Origin of the sequence: Microbacterium sp. gxy059 (genome assembly GCF_050958665.1) — a bacterium.
Lineage (GTDB): Bacteria > Actinomycetota > Actinomycetes > Actinomycetales > Microbacteriaceae > Microbacterium.
The window spans coordinates 1-18509 of sequence record NZ_JAMXWT010000019.1 but is presented as its reverse complement, the minus strand read 5'-3'; the positions used below and the strand labels follow the sequence as shown (position 1 = coordinate 18509).

The following is an 18509-nucleotide window of genomic DNA, read 5'->3' as shown; positions in this document are numbered from 1 at the left end:
ACGCGGCCCCGGGAAGGATTCCCGGGGCCGCAGATTTCGCTCAGAGTGATCGGGTAGCGCTCACCCGAAGCGGCCGGACACGTAGTCCTCGGTCGCCTTGATCGACGGGGTCGTGAAGATCTTCGTCGTGTCGTCGTACTCGATGAGCTTGCCGGGCTTGCCCGTGCCGGCGATGTTGAAGAACGCCGTCTTGTCGCTCACGCGCGACGCCTGCTGCATGTTGTGCGTGACGATGACGACCGTGTACTGCTCCTTGATCTCGGAGATGAGCTCCTCGATCGCGAAGGTCGAGATGGGGTCGAGCGCCGAGCAGGGCTCGTCCATGAGGATCACGTCGGGCGACACGGCGATCGCGCGGGCGATGCAGAGACGCTGCTGCTGGCCGCCGGAGAGGCCGGATCCCGGCTTCTCGAGCCGGTCCTTGACCTCGTTCCAGAGGTTCGCGCCGCGCAGCGACTGCTCGACGAGCGCGTCCTGGTCGCTCTTCGCCATGCGGCGGTTGTTGAGCTTGACGCCCGCGAGCACGTTGTCGCGGATCGACATCGTGGGGAACGGGTTGGGGCGCTGGAACACCATGCCCACCTGCCGGCGCACGAGCACCGGGTCGACGTTCGGGGCGTAGAGGTTCTTGCCGTCGATCAGCACGTCGCCCTCGACGCGCGCGCCGGGGATGACCTCGTGCATGCGGTTGAGCGTGCGCAGGAAGGTGGACTTGCCGCAGCCGGACGGGCCGATGAACGCCGTGACGGTGCGCGGCTGGATGTCGATGCTGACGCCCTCGACGGCGAGGAAGTCGCCGTAGTAGACGTTGAGGTCGTTGACTTCGATGCTCTTGGACACCTGGGGGATCCTTCTTGTCTGGTCTCGGGGAGATGGCGCCGCGGAGTCAGCGGCCTGCGGTCTTCGGCGCGAACGCCTTGGCGATGATGCGCGCGATGAGGTTCAGCGCCATGACGATGAGGATCAGCGTCAGGGCGGAGGCCCAGGCGCGATCGATGAAGGCGTCCTGCGGGAGGCCGGGATACTTCGCCTGCATATAGGAGAACACGGGGAGCGTCGCCATCTGCCCGCCGAACATGTTGAGGTTCATGCCCGACACCATGCCGACCGTGAGCAGCAGGGGAGCCGTCTCTCCGATGACGCGGGCGATGGCGAGCATGACGCTCGTGGTGATGCCGGCGATCGAGGTGGGGAGCACGACCTTGAGGATCGTGAGCCACTTCGGCACGCCCAGCGCGTAGGAGGCCTCGCGCAGCTCGTTCGGGACGATGCGCAGCAGCTCCTCGGATCCGCGCACGACGACGGGGATCATGAGCACCGACAGCGCGAGCGAGCCCATGATGCCCATGCGGGTGCCGGGGCCGATGAGCAGGGCGAACACCGAGTAGATGAACAGACCCGCGACGATCGACGGGATGCCCGTCATGACGTCGACGAGGAAGGTGATGCCCTTCGCGAGGCGCTTGCCGTCGCCGTACTCGACGAGGTAGATCGAGGTCATCAGCCCGATCGGCACCGAGATGATCGCGGCCCAGAGCGTGATGAGCAGCGTGCCGTACACGGCGTGGATCGCGCCGCCGCCCTCGCCGACCACGTTGCGCATCGACCACGAGAAGAACTGCCCGTCGAAGCGCGCCAGGCCGTTGACGACGACCGTGTACAGGAGCGAGATGAGGGGGAGGAGCGCGATGACGAAGGCCGTGCCGACGAGCGCGGTCATGAGGCGGTCCACCGCGTGCCTGCGGCTCTCGACGATGAACGAGAAGGCGAAGGTGGCGATCATGTAGATCACTGCGGCGAACACGACGGTCAGCGCGATGTTGAAGTCGGCGGGGTCGCCCGTGGGGTTCGCGAACGCGAACACAGCGGCGGAGACGAGGAACGAGCCGCCGAGGAGCGCCCATGGCGCCCACTTCGGCAGGCGTGCGGACGTCGTCTTCTGGGGCGCGGGGGAGATCGCGGTGCTGGTCATGTCAGTTGGCTCCCGAGAACTCGGCGCGGCGCGAGACGATCCAGCGCGCGAGGAAGTTGACGGCGAACGTCACGATGAACAGGATGAGGCCGGCCGCGATGAGCGTGTTGACGCCGTCGTCGTGCGCCTCGGGGAACCGCAGGGCGATGATCGCGGGGATCGTCGTGGGGTTCTCCGGGTTGATGAGGTTGAACGTCACGATCCCGAGGGGCGAGAGCACGAGGGTCACGGCCATCGTCTCGCCGAGCGCGCGGCCGAGGCCGAGCATCGCGCCGGAGATCATGCCGCTGCGGGCGAAGGGGATGACCGCCATGCGGATCATCTCCCAGCGCGTCGCGCCGAGGGCGAGCGCCGCCTCCTCGTGGAGCTTCGGCGTCTGCAGGAACACCTCGCGGCAGATGGCCGTCATGATCGGCAGGATCATCACGGCGAGCACGAGCGCCGCGGTGAGGATCGTCTTCCCCGTTCCCGACGCGGTGCCGGAGAACAGGGGGATCCATCCGAGGTTCTCGTTGAGCCAGCGGTAGAACGGCACGAGCATGGGCGCGAAGGTGAGCGCGCCCCACATGCCGTAGACGACGGACGGAACGGCCGCCAGCAGGTCGATGACGTAGCCGAGCAGGCCCGCGATGCGGCGCGGCGCGTAGTGCGAGATGAACAGCGCGATGCCGATCGCGAGAGGCGCCGCGACGACGAGCGCGATCGCGCTCGCCCACAGCGTCCCGAAGACGAACGGCCACACCCAGGAGAAGAACGACTGCCCCTCGAGGATGTGGTTGCCGGAGGTGTCGGACTTCAGCGCCGGCACCGACTGGATGATGAGGAAGACCGCGACGGCGGCGAGCGTGATGAGGATGATGATTCCGGCCGCGAGAGCGGTGCCGGAGAAGATGCGGTCGCCGGGGCGCTGCTTGGCCTTCGTCGGCGTGGACGAGCGGCTCGGGGCCGGTCCCGTCGTGGTGGTGGTCATCGTGTGGGCTCCACGGGGCTTCGAACTTCGGTGCGGTCTTCATGCGGATGCCCCCGCGAGCGCTGGATCCGCGAGGATCAGCGAACGCGGGGGCACCAGGCCGGTCTTCAGCCTAGGCGGATCACTCGGTGACGATGGCGTCGATCGCCGAGACGACCTGCTCGCGCAGGCCCTCGGAGATCGGCGCGCTGCCCGCGGCCTCGGCGGCGACGTCCTGGCCCTCGGCCGACGCGACGAAGGAGAAGTACTCCTTGACGAGCGAGGCGATCTCCGGGTCCTCGTACTCGACGCAGCCGATGAGGTACGACACGAGCGCGATCGGGTAGGAGCCAGCGGGCGCGGCCGACGGGTCGACGGCGTAGGCGAGGTCCTGCGCGGCGCGACCCTCCTCGAGGGGCGACGCCTCGACGAGCGCCGACGCGGCCTCGGCCGAGTAGGCGACGTACTCGCCCTCGACCTCGACGGCGACCTGGCCGAGGCCCTCGGCCTGCGACGCGTCGGCGAAGCCGATGTAGCCCTCGCCGTTGGTGATCGCGTTGATGACGCCCGAGGTGCCGTCGGCGGCCTCGCCCGAGGAGAGCGGCCACTCGTCGCTGGCCTCGTCCGTCCACACGTCGGGGGCGGTCGACTCGAGGTAGGTGGTGAAGGTCTCCTGCGTGCCCGACGCGTCGGCGCGGTGCACGGGGACGATCGCGGTGCCTGGCAGGTCGACGCCGTCGTTCTGGGACGCGATGGCCTCGTCGTCCCAGGTGGTGATCTCGCCCGCGAAGATCTTCGCGATCGTCTCGGCGTCGAGGTTGAGCGTGTCGATGCCCGGGAGGTTGAAGGCGACCGCGACGGGGGAGATGTAGACGGGGATCTCGACGATGTCGTCGGTCGAGCAGGAGCCGAAGCCGCCCGCCTCGATCTCCTCGGCGTTGAACGCGCGGTCGGAGCCGATGAAGTTCGACGAGCCGGCGATGAAGTTCTCGCGGCCCGTGCCGGAGCCGGTCGACGTGTAGTTGATCGTCGCGCCCTCGTTCGCGGTCTGGAAGGCCGCGACCCAGGCCTGCTGGGCGGCCTCCTGCGAGGAGGCGCCTGTGGCCTCGACGGTGCCGCTGACGGCGGATCCGCCGTCGGAGTCGTCGCCGGTGGGGGCGCTGCTGGGGCCGTTCTCGTTGGCGGCGCAGCCGGTGAGGGCGAGCGCGGCGACGGCACTCAGAGCGGCGATGCGGGAAAAGCGGTTGAGCTTCACTGGAGAATCCGATCCATTCGGGAGGACTGGTCTGGTGCTGGGTGGGACGCCCAACGTCCGTGACGCTAAGCGCGTGATCTGTCCGGACAGGATCGCGATGGTGAACAGCGGGTGAACGGCTCTTGCGCATCTCCTGCGCATCGGCGGGAACCAGCCGAGCGGGCGCCCGCGACCGCCGTCGCGAGCGCCCGCTCGGGTGGGTCGGATCAGCCGATCCGGTAGTCGACGACGACGGGGGCGTGGTCGCTCCACCGTGCGTCGTAGGAGGGGTAGCGGTCGACCCGGTAGCTCTCGACCCGCTCGGCGAGCGCGGGCGTCGCGAGGTGGTAATCGATGCGCCAGCCCGTGTCGTTGTCGAAGGCCTGGCCGCGGTTGGACCACCAGGTGTAGGGCCCGTCCGCCTCCCCGGATGCCGTGCGCCCCACGTCGACCCAGCCGAGGCCCGTGCGGCCCTCGCTGAGCGCGCGCGTGTCGCTCAGCACGCCGACCTGCCCGCGGCCGATGCCCTCCTGGCCGGCGACCGGCTCGCCCGCAGGAGTCAGGAAGCGGTCGAAGTAGGCGCGCTCGCGGGCGAGGTAGCCGGCCTTCTTGACGTTGCCCTTCCAGTTGCGGATGTCGAAGGGGCGGTGCCCGACGTTGAGGTCGCCCGTCACGAGCGCCAGCGCGCCGTCCGACGCGAGCTCGGGCAGGCGGGCCTCCATCGCGTCGAGGAACGCCCACTTCTGATCCTGCTTGGGCGTCTCCGCCTCGCCCGTGTAGACGTAGGCGCTGACGACCGTGACGGTCTCGTCGCCGACGCGGAAGTCGGCCTCCAGCCAGCGGCCGTTCGCGTCGAGCGCGTCGTCTCCCAGGTCGATCCGGTGCGCGAGGGCCGGCTCGCGCGAGGCGATCGCGACGCCCGCCCGCCCCTTCTGCAGGGCCTCGTGCTCGAGGATGTGCCATCCGGGGAGCGCGGCCTCGAGGTGCTCGCGCTGCGCGCGCACCTCCTGGATCGTGAGGATGTCGATGTCGGACGCCTCGAGCCAGGCGCCCATGCCCTTGCGCTGGGCGGCGCGGACGCCGTTGACGTTGACGGAGGCGATGCGGGTGTGAGCCATGCCGTCCAGGCTATCCGCCCGCGCGCGGACGGCGAAGGCGCCGACCCCGAGAACGGGATCGGCGCCTTCCGCGGGCCGGGTCAGCGACCGCCCTTGAGCACCGCCTGCTTCACCTCGGCGATGGCCTTGGTGATCTCGATGCCGCGGGGGCACGCCTCGGTGCAGTTGAAGGTCGTGCGGCAGCGCCACACGCCCTCCTTGTCGTTGAGGATGTCGAGGCGCACCTGCGACTCGTCGTCGCGCGAGTCGAAGATGAAGCGGTGCGCGTTGACGATCGCGGCGGGGCCGAAGTACTGCCCGTCGGTCCAGAACACGGGGCACGAGGTCGTGCACGCCGCGCAGAGGATGCACTTGGTCGTGTCGTCGAACCGCGCGCGGTCCTCGATCGACTGCACGCGCTCCTTGCCCTTCTCCGGCTCCGAGTGCGCCTGGAGGAAGGGCTGCACCTCGCGGAAGGCCGCGAAGAACGGCTCCATGTCGACGATCAGGTCCTTCTCGAGGGGCAGTCCCTTGAGCGCCTCGACGTACACGGGCTTCGAGATGTCGAGGTCCTTGATGAGCGTCTTGCAGGCGAGGCGGTTGCGGCCGTTGATGCGCATCGCGTCGGATCCGCAGATGCCGTGCGCGCACGAGCGGCGGAACGCGAGCGAGCCGTCGACGTCCCACTTGATGCGGTGCAGCGCGTCGAGGACGCGGTCGGTCGGGTACATCTCGACGTCGTAGTCGACCCACTTGGGCTCCTCGCCCGACTCGGGGTCGAAGCGGCGCACCATGAACGTGACGAGATAGGACTGGATCGTCTCGGCGGGAGCCTCTGCTGCGGCGGAGTCGGCCATCAGTACTTCCTCTCCATCGGCGGGTAGCGCAACTCGCCGGATTCGTCCTTCGCGAACACGACGGGCTTCCAGTCGAGCGTGATGTGGTCCTCGGGGGTGGAGGAGTGCGGGTCGCCCGTCAGGTACGCCATCGTGTGCTTCATGTACGTCGCGTCGTCGCGGTCGGGGTAGTCCTCGCGCATGTGCCCGCCGCGGCTCTCCTTGCGGTTGCGCGCCGCATAGGCGACGATCTCCGCCAGGTCGAGCAGGAACCCGAGCTCGACGGCCTCGAGCAGGTCGGTGTTGTACCGCCTGCCGCGGTCGTCGATCGAGACGTTGCGGTAGCGGTCGCGGAGCTCGTGGATCGTGCCGAGCACGTTCGTGAGCGTCTCCTCGGTGCGGAACACCTGCGCGTTCTTGTCCATCTCGTCCTGCAGCGTCTTGCGCAGGTCGGCGATGCGCTCGGTGCCCGTGCTCGACCGGATCTGATCGAGCATCTCGCGCACCTCCTTCGCGGGATCCTCGGGGAGGGGCACGAAGTCGGCGCTCTTCGCGTAGGTCACCGCGTTGCGGCCGCAGCGCTTGCCGAACACGTTGATGTCGAGCAGCGAGTTGGTGCCGAGGCGGTTCGAGCCGTGCACCGAGACGCAGGCGCACTCGCCGGCGGCGAAGAGGCCGGGGACGACGGTCTCGTTGTCGGCGAGGACCTCGCCGTCGTTGTTCGTCGGGATCCCGCCCATGGCGTAGTGCGCGGTCGGCATGACGGGCACCGGCTCGACGACGGGGTCGACGCCGAGGTAGGTGCGCGCGAACTCGGTGATGTCGGGCAGCTTCGTCTCGAGCACCTCCGCGCCCAGGTGGGTGCAGTCGAGGTAGACGTAGTCCTTGTTCGGCCCGGCGCCCCGGCCCTCGAGGACCTCCTTGACCATGCTCCGCGCCACGATGTCGCGCGGGGCGAGGTCCTTGATCGTCGGCGCGTAGCGCTCCATGAACCGCTCGCCCGAGGCGTTGCGCAGGATCGCGCCCTCGCCGCGGGCGCCCTCGGTGAGGAGGATGCCGAGGCCGGCGAGACCCGTCGGGTGGAACTGGAAGAACTCGATGTCCTCCAGGGGGAGGCCCTTGCGCCAGACGATGCCGACGCCGTCGCCCGTGAGGGTGTGCGCGTTCGACGTGGTCTTGAACATCTTGCCGAACCCGCCGGTGGCGAACACGACCGACTTGGCCTGGAAGACGTGCAGGTCGCCCGTCGCGAGCTCGAGCGCGACGATGCCGGCGACGCGCGTGCGCCCGTCGGCGTCCTTCGTCGTCACGAGGTCGAGCGCGTAGAACTCGTTGAAGAAGTTGATGCCGAGCTTGACGCAGTTCTGGTACAGCGTCTGCAGGATCATGTGGCCGGTGCGGTCGGCCGCGTAGCAGGCGCGGCGCACGGGCGCCTTGCCGTGCTCGCGGGTGTGCCCGCCGAAGCGGCGCTGGTCGATCCGGCCGTCGGGCGTGCGGTTGAAGGGCAGGCCCATGTTCTCGAGGTCGATGACCGCGTCGATGGCCTCCTTCGCGAGGATCTCCGCGGCGTCCTGGTCGACGAGGTAGTCGCCGCCCTTGATGGTGTCGAAGGTGTGCCACTCCCAGGAGTCCTCCTCGACGTTCGCGAGCGCGGCGGCCATGCCGCCCTGCGCCGCGCCCGTGTGGGAGCGGGTGGGGTAGAGCTTCGTCACGACGGCGGTCTTCGCGCCGGGGCCGGCCTCGATCGCGGCGCGCATGCCGGCGCCGCCCGCGCCGACGATGACGACGTCGAACTGGTGGTGGTAGACGCCGTTCACGAGCTCGGCGTCGGGGTAAGCGGTTGCAGTCATTCCTGAAGTCATCTCTTCCGTCAGCCGACGGCGCCCTCGGCGACGCACGCGTTCCAGAGCGTGCTCGACTCGGTGACGCCCAGGCAGGGATCGAACGTGAACACGACGAGGGTGCCGAGGAGGATCATGAGGGCGGCGACGATGCCGATGACCCAGACGAGGATCCCGCGAGCGGTCTTTCCGTGCACGTAGTCGTTGACGATCGTGCGCATGCCGTTGGCGCCGTGGATGAAGGCGAGCCAGAGCATCAGCACGTCCCACCACTGCCAGAACGGGTTGGCGAGCTTGCCGGCGACGAAGGCGAAGTCGAGGGCCGAGATGCCGTCGCCGACCATGAGGTTGACGAAGAGGTGGCCCACGATGAGCACGACGAGCAGGACGCCCGAGACGCGCATGTACAGCCAGCCCCACTTCTCGAGGTTGGAGCCCTTGCGGCGGGCCGGCGTGCGCGGCGCGGCGATGGTCTGCGCGGACATCAGTGCCCCCCTCCCATGTGCGACAGGACGTTCGGGATGTGGCGGGCCGAGAAGCCGACCATCACGACGACCCAGACGCCGATGACGCCCCAGAACAGCTGGCGCTGGTACTTCGCGCCCTTCGACCAGAAGTCGACGAGGATGATGCGGAGGCCGTTGAAGGCGTGGTACATGATGCCGGCGACGAGCACGACCTCGCCGAAGCCCATGATCGGGTTCTTGTAGGTTCCGATGACCGCGTCGTACGCCTCGGGCGAGACCCGGATCAGCGCCGTGTCGAGCACGTGCACCAGCAGGAAGAAGAAGATGGCCACGCCGGTGATGCGGTGCAGCACCCACGACCACATGCCCTCGCGGCCGCGGTAGAGAGTGCCGCGGGGGACCTTCGAGGTGGTTTGCGACACATCCGGTGTCAGTCGCGCGCTTGCGGACACGATCGTCCTCTCTGAAGAAGAATCCGTCTCTCCGGCCTGCGCGCCTCCGGGCACGCGGAACACCGGGATGGTCTTAGGCTACTCTCGGGACTCTCCCGGTTCGACGAAGGGTCGCCTAACCTCTGCGGAAGCGATCGTCGTCGGCGGCGTCGCCAGGCGAACCGCATGCGCGCCGGGTACGGTGAGCGGCATGGCCGAGCCGATCGATGACTTCTTCGCCGTGATCCCCGCCGGGGGCGTGGGATCGCGCCTGTGGCCGCTCTCGCGCGCCGAGACGCCCAAGTTCCTCCACGATCTCACCGGATCCGGCGTCTCGCTGCTGCGCAGCACCTGGGACCGCCTGCTCCCGCTCGCGGGCAGGGAGAGCATCGGGATCGTCACGGGGCGGCTCCACGGGGACAAGGTGGGGGAGGACCTGCCGGACGTCGACCCCGCCAACGTCTTCATCGAGCGCGACCAGCGCGACTCGACCGCCGCGATCTGCCTCGCGGCCGCGGTGCTGCAGCGGCGCAACCCCGACGTGATCATCGGATCATTCGCCGCGGACCACGTGATCCGGCGCCAGCGGGTGTTCGAGTTCACGGTGCGTCAGGCGGTCGCGACGGCCCGCGCGGGGTACATCGCGACGATCGGCATCCAGCCGACCGAGCCCGCCACCGGGTTCGGGTACATCAAGACGGGCGAGGAGCTCGACATCGACGACGCGCCGCTGGCGGCGCTCGTCGAGCGCTTCGTCGAGAAGCCCGACCTCGAGACGGCGCGGCGATACTTCTCCGACCGCAGCTACCTCTGGAACGCGGGCATGTTCATCGCCCGCGCCGACGTCCTGCTGGCGGAGCTCGCCGAGAACGAGCCCGAGCTGCACGCGGGGCTCCAGGAGATCGCGGACGCCTGGGACGGGCCCGATCGCGACGCGGTGCTCGACCGCGTCTGGCCGGGCCTCAAGAAGATCGCGATCGACTACGCGGTGGCCGAGCCCGCCGCGGACAAGGGGCGCCTCGCCGTCGTGCCCGGCCAGTTCGACTGGGACGACGTGGGCGACTTCGCGAGCCTCTGGACGCTCATCGCCGACGGGCGCCGCGGCGAGGTCACGGTGCTGGGCGAGAACGAGAACGTGCTCAGCGACGAGGCGGGGGGCCTCGTCGTCTCGCAGACGGGGAGGGTCGTCGCCATGATCGGCGTGCAGGACGTCATCGTCGTCGACACCCCGGACGCCCTCCTCGTCACGAGCCCCGCCCACGCCCAGCGGGTCAAGCAGGCCGTGAGCTCGCTGCACGACCAGGGCCGCGACAGCGTCCTCTGAGCCCGCCGCCGAGCGGCGATTGTAACTATCCCGTTTCGGGCGCGACGCTGAGCCGAATGCTCGGTCGCGTTCGGATAACGTATGCACACTGCCCACTTCGCTCCGAGCCGATCGGCGCTCGTCCGTGCGAGGGGCCTGTCTGATGGAGGACACAGCGTGACCATTTCGATCAAGCGCGCTTCGCTCGGCGGCCTCGCGGCGGCCAGCGCGGCGATCCTGCTCGCGGCCTGCGGCGCGGCGCCCGAGGAGAGCGGCACCGGAGGAGAGGGCGGCGAGGCGGCCTCCGACTTCGTCCCCTGCATGATCTCCGACGAGGGCGGCTTCGACGACAAGTCGTTCAACCAGCTCAGCCACGAGGGCCTCCTCGCGGCCGCCGAGACGCTCGGGGTCGACGACATCTCCGTCGAGTCGAACGACGAGTCGGAGTACGCGGGCAACCTCTCGAGCCTCGTCGACCAGAACTGCAACGTCATCGTGACGGTCGGCTTCCTGCTCGCCGCCGACGCGAACGACTCCGCGGAGGCGAACCCCGACGTGCACTACGTCTCGGTGGACGAGATGGTCGACATCGACCAGGACGGCCAGACCGACCAGGAGAACATCAAGCCGCTCGTCTACGACACCGCGCAGGCGGCGTTCCTCGGCGGCTACGCGGCCGCGGCGTACAGCGAGGCCGGCAAGGTCGGCACGTTCGGCGGCGCCAACATCCCGACGGTGTCGATCTTCATGGACGGCTTCCGCCAGGGCGTCGAGTACTGGAACGAGCAGAACGACGGCGACGTCGAGGTCGTCGGCTGGGACGGCTCGGACGGCGTGTTCACGGGCGGCTTCCAGGCCAACCAGGACGCGCTGAACGCCGCGCAGGGCATCGTCGACCAGGGCGTGGACGTGCTGCTGCCCGTCGGCGGCCCGATCTACCAGAGCGCCGCGAGCGTCATCCGCGACTCCGGCCGCGACATCGCCCTCATCGGCACGGACGCCGACGTGTACGAGTCCGACCCCAGCGTGAGCGACCTGCTGCTCACCTCCATCCGCAAGCAGATGGACACCTCCGTGCAGGAGGTCGTCGAGTCGGCGGGCGCCGGCGAGTTCGACAACGAGCCGTACATCGGCACCCTCGAGAACGAGGGCGTGAGCCTCGCGCCGTTCCACGACTTCGAGGACCGCGTGCCCGAGGGCCTGCAGGCCGAGCTCGACGAGATCACGGCGGGGATCATCGACGGATCCATCTCCGTCGACTCCTACCTCTCGGAGTGACCCGACGAAGCGGGGAGGCCGACATCGGCCTCCCCGCTTCCCCTTTCCCTCTGCTTCTGGAGAAGATCGACCTATGAAGCTCGAACTCCGCGGGATCACCAAGCGATTCGGCAGCCTCGTCGCGAACGACCACATCGACCTCGTCGTCGAGCCCGGAGAGATCCTCTGCCTCCTCGGCGAGAACGGCGCGGGCAAGTCCACCCTCATGAACGTGCTCTACGGCCTCTACCAGGCCGAGGAGGGCGAGATCCTGCTCGACGACGTGCCGCAGGTGTTCCGCGGCCCCGGAGACGCGATGCGCGCGGGCATCGGCATGGTGCACCAGCACTTCATGCTGATCCCCGTGTTCACCGTGGCCGAGAACGTGATGCTCGGCCACGAGCAGACGAAGGCGGGCGGCTTCCTCGACCTCGAGAGCGCGCGCCAGCGCGTGCGCGAGATCTCCGACCGGTTCGGCTTCGACATCGATCCGGACGCGATCGTCGAGGACCTGCCCGTCGGCGTGCAGCAGCGCGTCGAGATCGTCAAGGCGCTCTCGCGCGACGCCCGCGTCATCGTCTTCGACGAGCCGACGGCGGTGCTCACCCCGCAGGAGACCGACGAGCTGATGGACACCATGCGCCGGCTCCGCGACGGCGGCGCCGCGATCGTGTTCATCACCCACAAGCTCCGCGAGGTGCGCGAGGTCGCCGACCGCATCAGCGTGATCCGCCTCGGCAAGGTGGTCGGCGAGGCGGAGCCCACGGCGTCGAACCAGGAGCTCGCCGCGCTCATGGTGGGCCGCGCCGTCGAGCTCACGGTGCAGAAGGAGCCCCCGCGCCTCGGCCCTCCGCGTCTCGTCGTCGACGGACTCAGCGTCGTCGACGCCCGCGGTCAGAAGGTCGTCGACGACGTGTCGTTCGAGGTGCGCGGGGGAGAGGTCCTCGCGGTCGCGGGCGTGCAGGGCAACGGCCAGACCGAGCTCGTCGAGGCAGTCCTCGGGCTGCAGGAGGCGGCCGCCGGCAGCGTCGCGCTCGACGGGAGCGCGCTCGTGGGGCGCAGTGTGCGCCGGATCCTCGACGCCGGCGTCGGCTTCGTGCCGGAGGACCGCAACGAGGACGGCCTCGTGGGCACGTTCACGATCGCCGAGAACCTCATGCTCGACCGCGCCCAAGGAGCGCCGTTCGTGCGCCGCGGGACGATTCAGCGGGCGGAGCTCGCGTCGTTCGCGCGCGAGCGCTTCGCGGAGTACGACGTCCGCGCGCCCGGGATCGACACACCGGTCGGCAAGCTCTCCGGCGGCAACCAGCAGAAGGTCGTGCTGGCGCGCGAGCTGAGCCGCGACCTGTCGCTGCTCGTCGCCGCGCAGCCGACGCGCGGCGTCGACGTCGGATCCATCGAGTTCATCCACAAGCGGATCATCGCCACGCGCGACAGCGGCGTGCCGGTGGTCGTCGTCTCGACGGAGCTCGACGAGGTCGCGGCCCTGGCAGACCGCATCCTCGTGATGTACCGCGGGCGCATCGTCGGCATCGTGCCCGGCGACACCCCGCGCGACGTGCTCGGCCTCATGATGGCCGGCGAATCCGCCCCCGCAGAAGGAGCCGCCGCATGAGCGCGCCCGTCCCCTCCGCCGCGCCCGTCCCGGCGTCGAAGCGGCCAGAGTCGCCCGAGCCCTCCCGCTGGCATCGCGCGCTGCGCGAGATGACGCAGACGAGCGGGCTCATCGTGGTGCTCGCGATCCTCCTCTCCTTCCTCGTCGGCGGCGTGATGATCGCGGCGACCGATCGCGGCGTCCAGTCCGCAGCCGGATACTTCTTCGCCCGCCCCGGCGACACGTTCGCGGCGATCTGGGAGGCCGTCGGAGGCGGGTACGCCGCGCTGTTCCGCGGCGCGATCTTCAACTACGAGGCCGACACGTTCGTCCGCGCGATCCGTCCGCTCACCGAGACCCTGATGTTCGCCACCCCGCTCATCGCGGCCGGGCTCGGCGTCGCGCTCGCCTTCCGCATCGGGATGTTCAACATCGGCGGTCGCGGGCAGATGATCGTCGCCGCGGCGGCCGCCGGCTGGGTCGGCTTCGCGCTCGACCTGCCGTGGGGGATCCACATGGTCGTCGCGCTCCTCGCGGGGATCCTCGCCGGCGCCCTCTGGGCCGGCGTCGTCGGGCTCCTCAAAGCGCGCACGGGAGCGCACGAGGTGATCGTGACGATCATGCTCAACTACGTCGCGTTCTATCTCGTGTCGTGGATGCTGCGCACGCCCGGGCTCCTCCAGGCGCCAGGGTCGAGCAACCCGAAGACCCCCGCGATGAAGGACACGGCCGTGTTCCCGTCGCTGCTCGGCCCGCAGTTCAACCTGCACCTCGGCTTCGTGCTGGTCGTCCTGGCGACGGTCGTCGTGTGGTGGATCCTCAGCCGATCCGCCCTCGGGTTCCAGTTCCGCGCCGTGGGCGAGAACCCCCACGCGGCGCGCGCGGCGGGCATCGACGTCAACCGCATGTACATCGTGGGCATGCTCATCGCCGGCGCCCTCGTGGGGCTCGCGGGCGTCGCCCAGGTGCTCGGCACCTCGACCAACGGATTCGCGGCGGGCGTCGACGCCGGCATCGGCTTCGACGCCATCACGGTCGCGCTGCTCGGAGGATCCACCCCGTGGGGCACCTTCGCCGCCGGGCTGCTCTTCGGCGCGCTGAAGGCCGGCAGCTTCACGATGAAGGCCGCCGAGCAGATCCCCCTCGAGATCGTCACGGTCGTCCAGTCGATGATCGTGCTGTTCATCGCCGCGCCTCCCCTCGTGCGCGCGATCTTCCGCCTCCCGTCGCCCGAGCGCGACCGCCGTCGTCAGGAGAAGGCCCGCATGAAGGAGCTGCGTCGCCATGCGCAGAAGGCGACAGAGGGGAGCGGGCGATGACCGGCGGATCCGTGCAGATCACCCCGTCGCCGTCCCTCGACGCCGACGTCGCGCTGCTTCCCGAGAAGAAGGGGTGGAAGACCCCCGTCGTGCTCGCGGTCTTCGCCGTGCTGCTCGCCCTGCTCGCGCTCTTCGCGCCCCGCAGCGGCGATGCCACGTTCCGCTTCGCCTCGCGCAGCGACGTGCTCACCCTCCCCGACCTCGTCGTGTCCTCCCAGGTCACCCTGTGGGGGAGCGTCCTGCTCGCCCTGCTGCTCGCCGCGGCGTCGGCCTTCTTCATCCGCACGAGCGGCCGGACCCCGCTGTGGATCGTCGTGGTCTACGCGATCATCGCGGTCGTCGGCTTCCTCGCGTGGGCCGCCTCGGGCGGCACCGTCCCCGTCACGGGCGTGCTCGCCGGATCCCTCGGGTTCGCCGTGCCCCTCATCTTCGGCTCGCTCGGCGGCGTGATCGGCGAGCGCGTCGGCGTCGTCAACATCGCGATCGAGGGGCAGCTGCTCGGCGGCGCGTTCTGCGCGGCGCTCGTCGCGTCGGCGACGGGCCAGCCGATCCTGGGCCTGGTCGCCGCGATGGCCGCGGGCGTCGCGATCGCGGCCCTGCTCGCGGTCTTCGCGATCGTCTACGTCGTCGACCAGATCATCGTCGGCGTCGTGCTCAACGTGCTCATCGCGGGCCTCACGAGCTTCCTGTTCTCGCAGGTGCTCCAGCCGAACGCGGCGGCGCTCAACACGCCTCCCCGCTTCGACCGCATCCCGATCCCGGTGCTCGCCGACATCCCGGTGATCGGCCCGGTGCTGTTCCAGCAGACCATCCTGATCTACATCATGTACATCGCGATCTTCGCCGTGTACATCGCGATGTTCCGCACGCGCTGGGGCCTCAGGGTGCGGGCCGTCGGCGAGCACCCTCAGGCGGCGGACACGGTCGGCATCGACGTGGGGCGCACCCGCTTCCTCACGGTGCTGCTCGGCGGCGCGATCGCCGGCGCCGGCGGCACGGTGTTCACGGTCGGGAACGGCATCGCCTTCGGCCAGGAGATGACCGCGGGGGCCGGATTCATCGCCCTCGCGGCGGTCATCTTCGGCCAGTGGCATCCGCTGAAGGCGACGCTCGCGGCCCTGCTGTTCGGCTTCGCGTCGAACCTGCAGAACACGCTGAGCGTCATCGGGTCGCCCGTGCCGGGCGAGTTCATGCTGATGCTGCCCTACATCGTGACGATCTTCGTCGTCGCCGGCGTCGTCGGCCGCTCGCGCGGACCGGCCGCCGTCGGCAAGCCGTACATCAAGGGGTGAGCCGATGACCGACATCGACTGGGACGCGCTGCGTCAGGTGGCGATCGGCGCCATGCGACGGGCCTACGCGCCGTACTCCGGGTATCCCGTCGGCGCCGCGGCGCTCGTGACCGACGGCCGCACGGTGGCCGGATGCAACACCGAGAACGCCTCGTACGGGGTCGGCCTGTGCGCGGAGTGCGGCCTCATCTCGGACCTCGCGATGACGGGAGGCGGACAGCTCGTCGCGTTCGTGTGCGTCAACGGCGAGGGAGAGACCATCATGCCCTGCGGGCGATGCCGCCAGCTGCTGTACGAGCACGCCCTGCCCGGCATGCTGCTCGAGACCGTGTCGGGGATCCGCACGATCGACGAGGTCCTCCCCGACGCGTTCGGGCCGCGCGACCTCGAGACCGTCCAGCGCTGATCCCGCGCCCGGACGACGCACCCACCACCCATGAGGAGCAGACGATGAGCGAGCCGTTCGACGCGGTCGACGTGATCAGGACCAAGCGAGACGGCGGGGAGGTCCCCGAGGCGAAGCTGCGGTGGATGGTCGACGCCTACACCCGCGGCTACGTGGCCGACGCGCAGATGTCGGCTTTCGCGATGGCGATCCTGCTGAACGGCATGGGGCGCGAGGAGATCCGCGTCATGACCGACGCGATGATCGCCTCCGGCGAGCGGATGAGCTTCGCGGGGCTCGGCAAGCGCACCGCCGACAAGCACTCCACGGGCGGGGTGGGCGACAAGATCACGCTGCCGCTCGCGCCGCTCGTGGCCTCCTACGGCGTCGCCGTGCCGCAGCTCTCGGGACGCGGCCTCGGGCACACGGGCGGCACGCTCGACAAGCTCGAGTCGATTCCGGGGTGGCGGGCCGCGCTCTCGAACGAGGAGCTGCACGCGCAGCTCGCGGGAGACGTGGGAGCGGTCATCTGCGCCGCGGGCGCCGGTCTCGCACCGGCGGACAAGAAGCTCTACGCGCTGCGCGACGTCACGGGCACGGTCGAGGCGATCCCCCTCATCGCCTCGAGCATCATGTCGAAGAAGATCGCGGAGGGCACGCAGTCGCTCGTGCTCGACGTGAAGTTCGGCTCCGGGGCGTTCATGAAGGACGCCTCGCGCGCCCGGGAGCTCGCGGAGACGATGGTCGCGCTCGGAGCCGACTCCGGCGTCGCGACGACGGCGCTGCTCACCGACATGTCGACGCCCCTCGGCCTCACGGTGGGCAACGCGAACGAGGTGCGCGAGTCGGTCGAGGTGCTCGCGGGCGGGGGACCGGCGGACGTCGTCGAGCTGACGGTCGCGCTCGCGCGCGAGATGCTGCGCATGTCGGGGATCGACGCCGATCCCGCCGAGGCGCTGGCGGACGGCCGCGCGATGGACGCGTGGCGCCGCATGATCCGCGCGCAGGACGGCGACCCCGACGCCCCGCTGCCGACGCCGCGCGAGACCCACGAGGTGCGCGCGGACCGCGCGGGCGTCGTGCGCCGCATGGACGCGTTCGACATCGGCATCGCCGCCTGGCGCCTCGGTGCGGGGCGCGCCCGGGCCGAGGACCCCGTCGTGCACGCCGCCGGCATCGACCTCCACGCCAAGCCGGGCGACCGCGTCGCCGAGGGCGACGTGCTCTTCACCCTGCAGGCCGACGACGAGACGCGCTTCGACCGCGCCCTCGACGCGCTGGCGGGCGCGTGGGAGATCGGCGATACTGCCCCCGCGGCCGCGCCCATCGTGCGCGACCGCATCACCGCCTGACCCGCCCCCGTTCTCAGGAGAAGAGCATGTCGCGCCCGAACCGAACCCGCCGGCCCGCCCGCACCGAGGCGCACGTCGACGGCGTGCCGATCCGCAGCCTGCCCAAGATCTCGCTGCACGACCACCTCGACGGGGGGCTGAGGGCCTCGACGGTCATCGAGCTCGGCGAGGAGATCGGCCTCGAGCTGCCGGAGACCGAGACGAAGGAGCTCGCCCGCTGGTTCGCGCAGGCCGCCGACTCGGGGTCGCTCGTCGAGTACCTCAAGACCTTCGCGCTGACCACCTCGGTGATGCAGACCCGCGAGGCGCTCACCCGCGTCGCCCGCGAGTACGTGATGGATCTCGCGAACGACGGCGTCATCTACGGGGAGGTGCGCTGGGCGCCGGAGCAGCACCTGACGGACGGGCTGAGCCTCGCCGACGCGGTGCAGGCCGTCCAGGAGGGCCTCGAACAGGGCGAGGACGCGGCCGACGAGGCGGGCCACGCGATCCGCGTCGGTCAGATCCTCTCGGCCATGCGGCAGAACGACTCCTCCCTCGAGGTCGCGCGCACGGCTCTCGAGTTCCGAGACGCGGGCGTCGCGGGCTTCGACCTCGCCGGCCCCGAGGACGGCTTCCCGCCCGCGCGGCACCGCGAGGCGCTCGACCTCCTCGCGCGCGAGTTCCTGCCCGTCACGCTGCACGCCGGCGAGGCCGCGGGCGTCGACTCGATCCGCGGCGCGCTCCTCGACGGGCGCGCCCTGCGCCTCGGGCACGGCGTGCGCATCGCGCAGGACCTCGACGTCGTCGACACGGCGGCCGACGAGGTGCGTGTGCGCTTCGGGGAGCTCGCCCGCTGGGTGCGCGACCGCGAGGTCCCCCTCGAGATCGCGCCGTCGTCGAACCTCCAGACGGAGACGATCGCCCCCTGGGGCACCCAGATGGAGGACCACCCGTTCGATCTCCTGTACCAGCTCGGCTTCTGCGTCACGGTGAACACCGACAACCGGCTCATGAGCCGCACGACGCTGACCCGCGAGCTGCACCTGCTCGTCGAGACGTTCGAGTACGGACTCGAGGACCTCGAGCGGTTCCAGCTGAACGCGGCGGCCGCGACCTTCCTGCCCGTCGAGCAGCGCGAGGAGCTCATCGACCTCGTGACCGAGGCACCCGGGCCCTCATCGAGGCGAACGCGGCGCGC

At 70.1% G+C, this 18509-nt stretch carries 17 protein-coding genes; 8 read left to right on the top strand and 9 right to left on the bottom strand.

Annotation, left to right across the window (positions count from 1 at the left end):
- Nucleotides 1-60: 60 nt before the first annotated feature.
- The 9 genes from pstB to sdhC all read right to left on the bottom strand — a co-directional run bounded on the left by pstB (nt 61) and on the right by sdhC (nt 8848).
- Nucleotides 61-840, bottom strand: a complete 780-nt coding sequence (pstB, locus tag NHL53_RS11210) for a phosphate ABC transporter ATP-binding protein PstB (RefSeq protein WP_433776951.1) — start codon at nt 838-840, stop codon at nt 61-63.
- A gap of 46 nt (nt 841-886) precedes the next feature.
- On the bottom strand, nt 887-1972 hold the full coding sequence (gene pstA, locus NHL53_RS11205; RefSeq protein ID WP_433776950.1) for a phosphate ABC transporter permease PstA: 1086 nt from the start codon (nt 1970-1972) through the stop codon (nt 887-889).
- Nucleotide 1973: 1 nt separating this feature from the next.
- Entirely contained in the window at nt 1974-2942 is a 969-nt protein-coding gene (gene pstC / locus NHL53_RS11200; protein WP_433776949.1) for a phosphate ABC transporter permease subunit PstC, read from the bottom strand.
- A gap of 121 nt (nt 2943-3063) precedes the next feature.
- Nucleotides 3064-4176, bottom strand: a complete 1113-nt coding sequence (locus tag NHL53_RS11195; RefSeq protein WP_433776948.1) for a phosphate ABC transporter substrate-binding protein PstS — start codon at nt 4174-4176, stop codon at nt 3064-3066.
- 206 nt (nt 4177-4382) lie between these two features.
- Nucleotides 4383-5273, bottom strand: coding sequence for an exodeoxyribonuclease III (locus NHL53_RS11190; protein ID WP_433776947.1), 891 nt, complete (start codon nt 5271-5273; stop codon nt 4383-4385).
- An 80-nt stretch (nt 5274-5353) separates the two neighbouring features.
- Nucleotides 5354-6109 carry a succinate dehydrogenase iron-sulfur subunit gene (locus NHL53_RS11185; protein ID WP_433776946.1) on the bottom strand — a complete coding sequence of 252 codons (756 nt, stop codon included), beginning with the start codon at nt 6107-6109 and terminating at the stop codon, nt 5354-5356.
- Complete coding sequence (gene sdhA / locus NHL53_RS11180) at nt 6109-7938, bottom strand: succinate dehydrogenase flavoprotein subunit (protein ID WP_433776945.1); 1830 nt, start codon at nt 7936-7938, stop codon at nt 6109-6111. Before sdhA ends, NHL53_RS11185 begins: the two co-directional genes overlap by 1 nt.
- Nucleotides 7939-7958: 20 nt before the next feature.
- Nucleotides 7959-8414, bottom strand: coding sequence for a succinate dehydrogenase, hydrophobic membrane anchor protein (gene sdhD, locus NHL53_RS11175; RefSeq protein ID WP_433776944.1), 456 nt, complete (start codon nt 8412-8414; stop codon nt 7959-7961).
- Complete coding sequence (gene sdhC, locus NHL53_RS11170; RefSeq protein ID WP_433776943.1) at nt 8414-8848, bottom strand: succinate dehydrogenase, cytochrome b556 subunit; 435 nt, start codon at nt 8846-8848, stop codon at nt 8414-8416. Before sdhC ends, sdhD begins: the two co-directional genes overlap by 1 nt.
- A 190-nt stretch (nt 8849-9038) precedes the next feature.
- On the opposite strand from sdhC, the gene NHL53_RS11165 reads away from it, so the two are divergent.
- The 8 genes from NHL53_RS11165 to NHL53_RS11130 form a co-directional block, all read left to right on the top strand.
- Complete coding sequence (locus tag NHL53_RS11165) at nt 9039-10151, top strand: mannose-1-phosphate guanylyltransferase (protein ID WP_433776942.1); 1113 nt, start codon at nt 9039-9041, stop codon at nt 10149-10151.
- Between the two features lie 156 nt (nt 10152-10307).
- Complete coding sequence (locus NHL53_RS11160) at nt 10308-11408, top strand: BMP family lipoprotein (RefSeq protein ID WP_433776941.1); 1101 nt, start codon at nt 10308-10310, stop codon at nt 11406-11408.
- A 73-nt stretch (nt 11409-11481) separates the two neighbouring features.
- Nucleotides 11482-13002, top strand: coding sequence for an ABC transporter ATP-binding protein (locus NHL53_RS11155; RefSeq protein WP_433776940.1), 1521 nt, complete (start codon nt 11482-11484; stop codon nt 13000-13002).
- Complete coding sequence (locus tag NHL53_RS11150; protein WP_433776939.1) at nt 12999-14300, top strand: ABC transporter permease; 1302 nt, start codon at nt 12999-13001, stop codon at nt 14298-14300. Before NHL53_RS11155 ends, NHL53_RS11150 begins: the two co-directional genes overlap by 4 nt.
- Nucleotides 14297-15592: an ABC transporter permease gene (locus NHL53_RS11145; RefSeq protein ID WP_433776938.1), complete on the top strand. Its 1296-nt coding sequence runs from the start codon at nt 14297-14299 to the stop codon at nt 15590-15592. The genes NHL53_RS11150 and NHL53_RS11145 overlap by 4 nt, the downstream gene beginning before the upstream one ends.
- A 4-nt stretch (nt 15593-15596) precedes the next feature.
- Nucleotides 15597-15998, top strand: coding sequence for a cytidine deaminase (locus NHL53_RS11140; protein ID WP_433776937.1), 402 nt, complete (start codon nt 15597-15599; stop codon nt 15996-15998).
- Between the two features lie 44 nt (nt 15999-16042).
- Nucleotides 16043-17329 carry a thymidine phosphorylase gene (locus tag NHL53_RS11135; protein WP_433776936.1) on the top strand — a complete coding sequence of 429 codons (1287 nt, stop codon included), beginning with the start codon at nt 16043-16045 and terminating at the stop codon, nt 17327-17329.
- Nucleotides 17330-17355: 26 nt separating this feature from the next.
- Nucleotides 17356-18509: adenosine deaminase (locus NHL53_RS11130; RefSeq protein WP_433776935.1), on the top strand; the 1154-nt coding region annotated here is incomplete at its 3' end.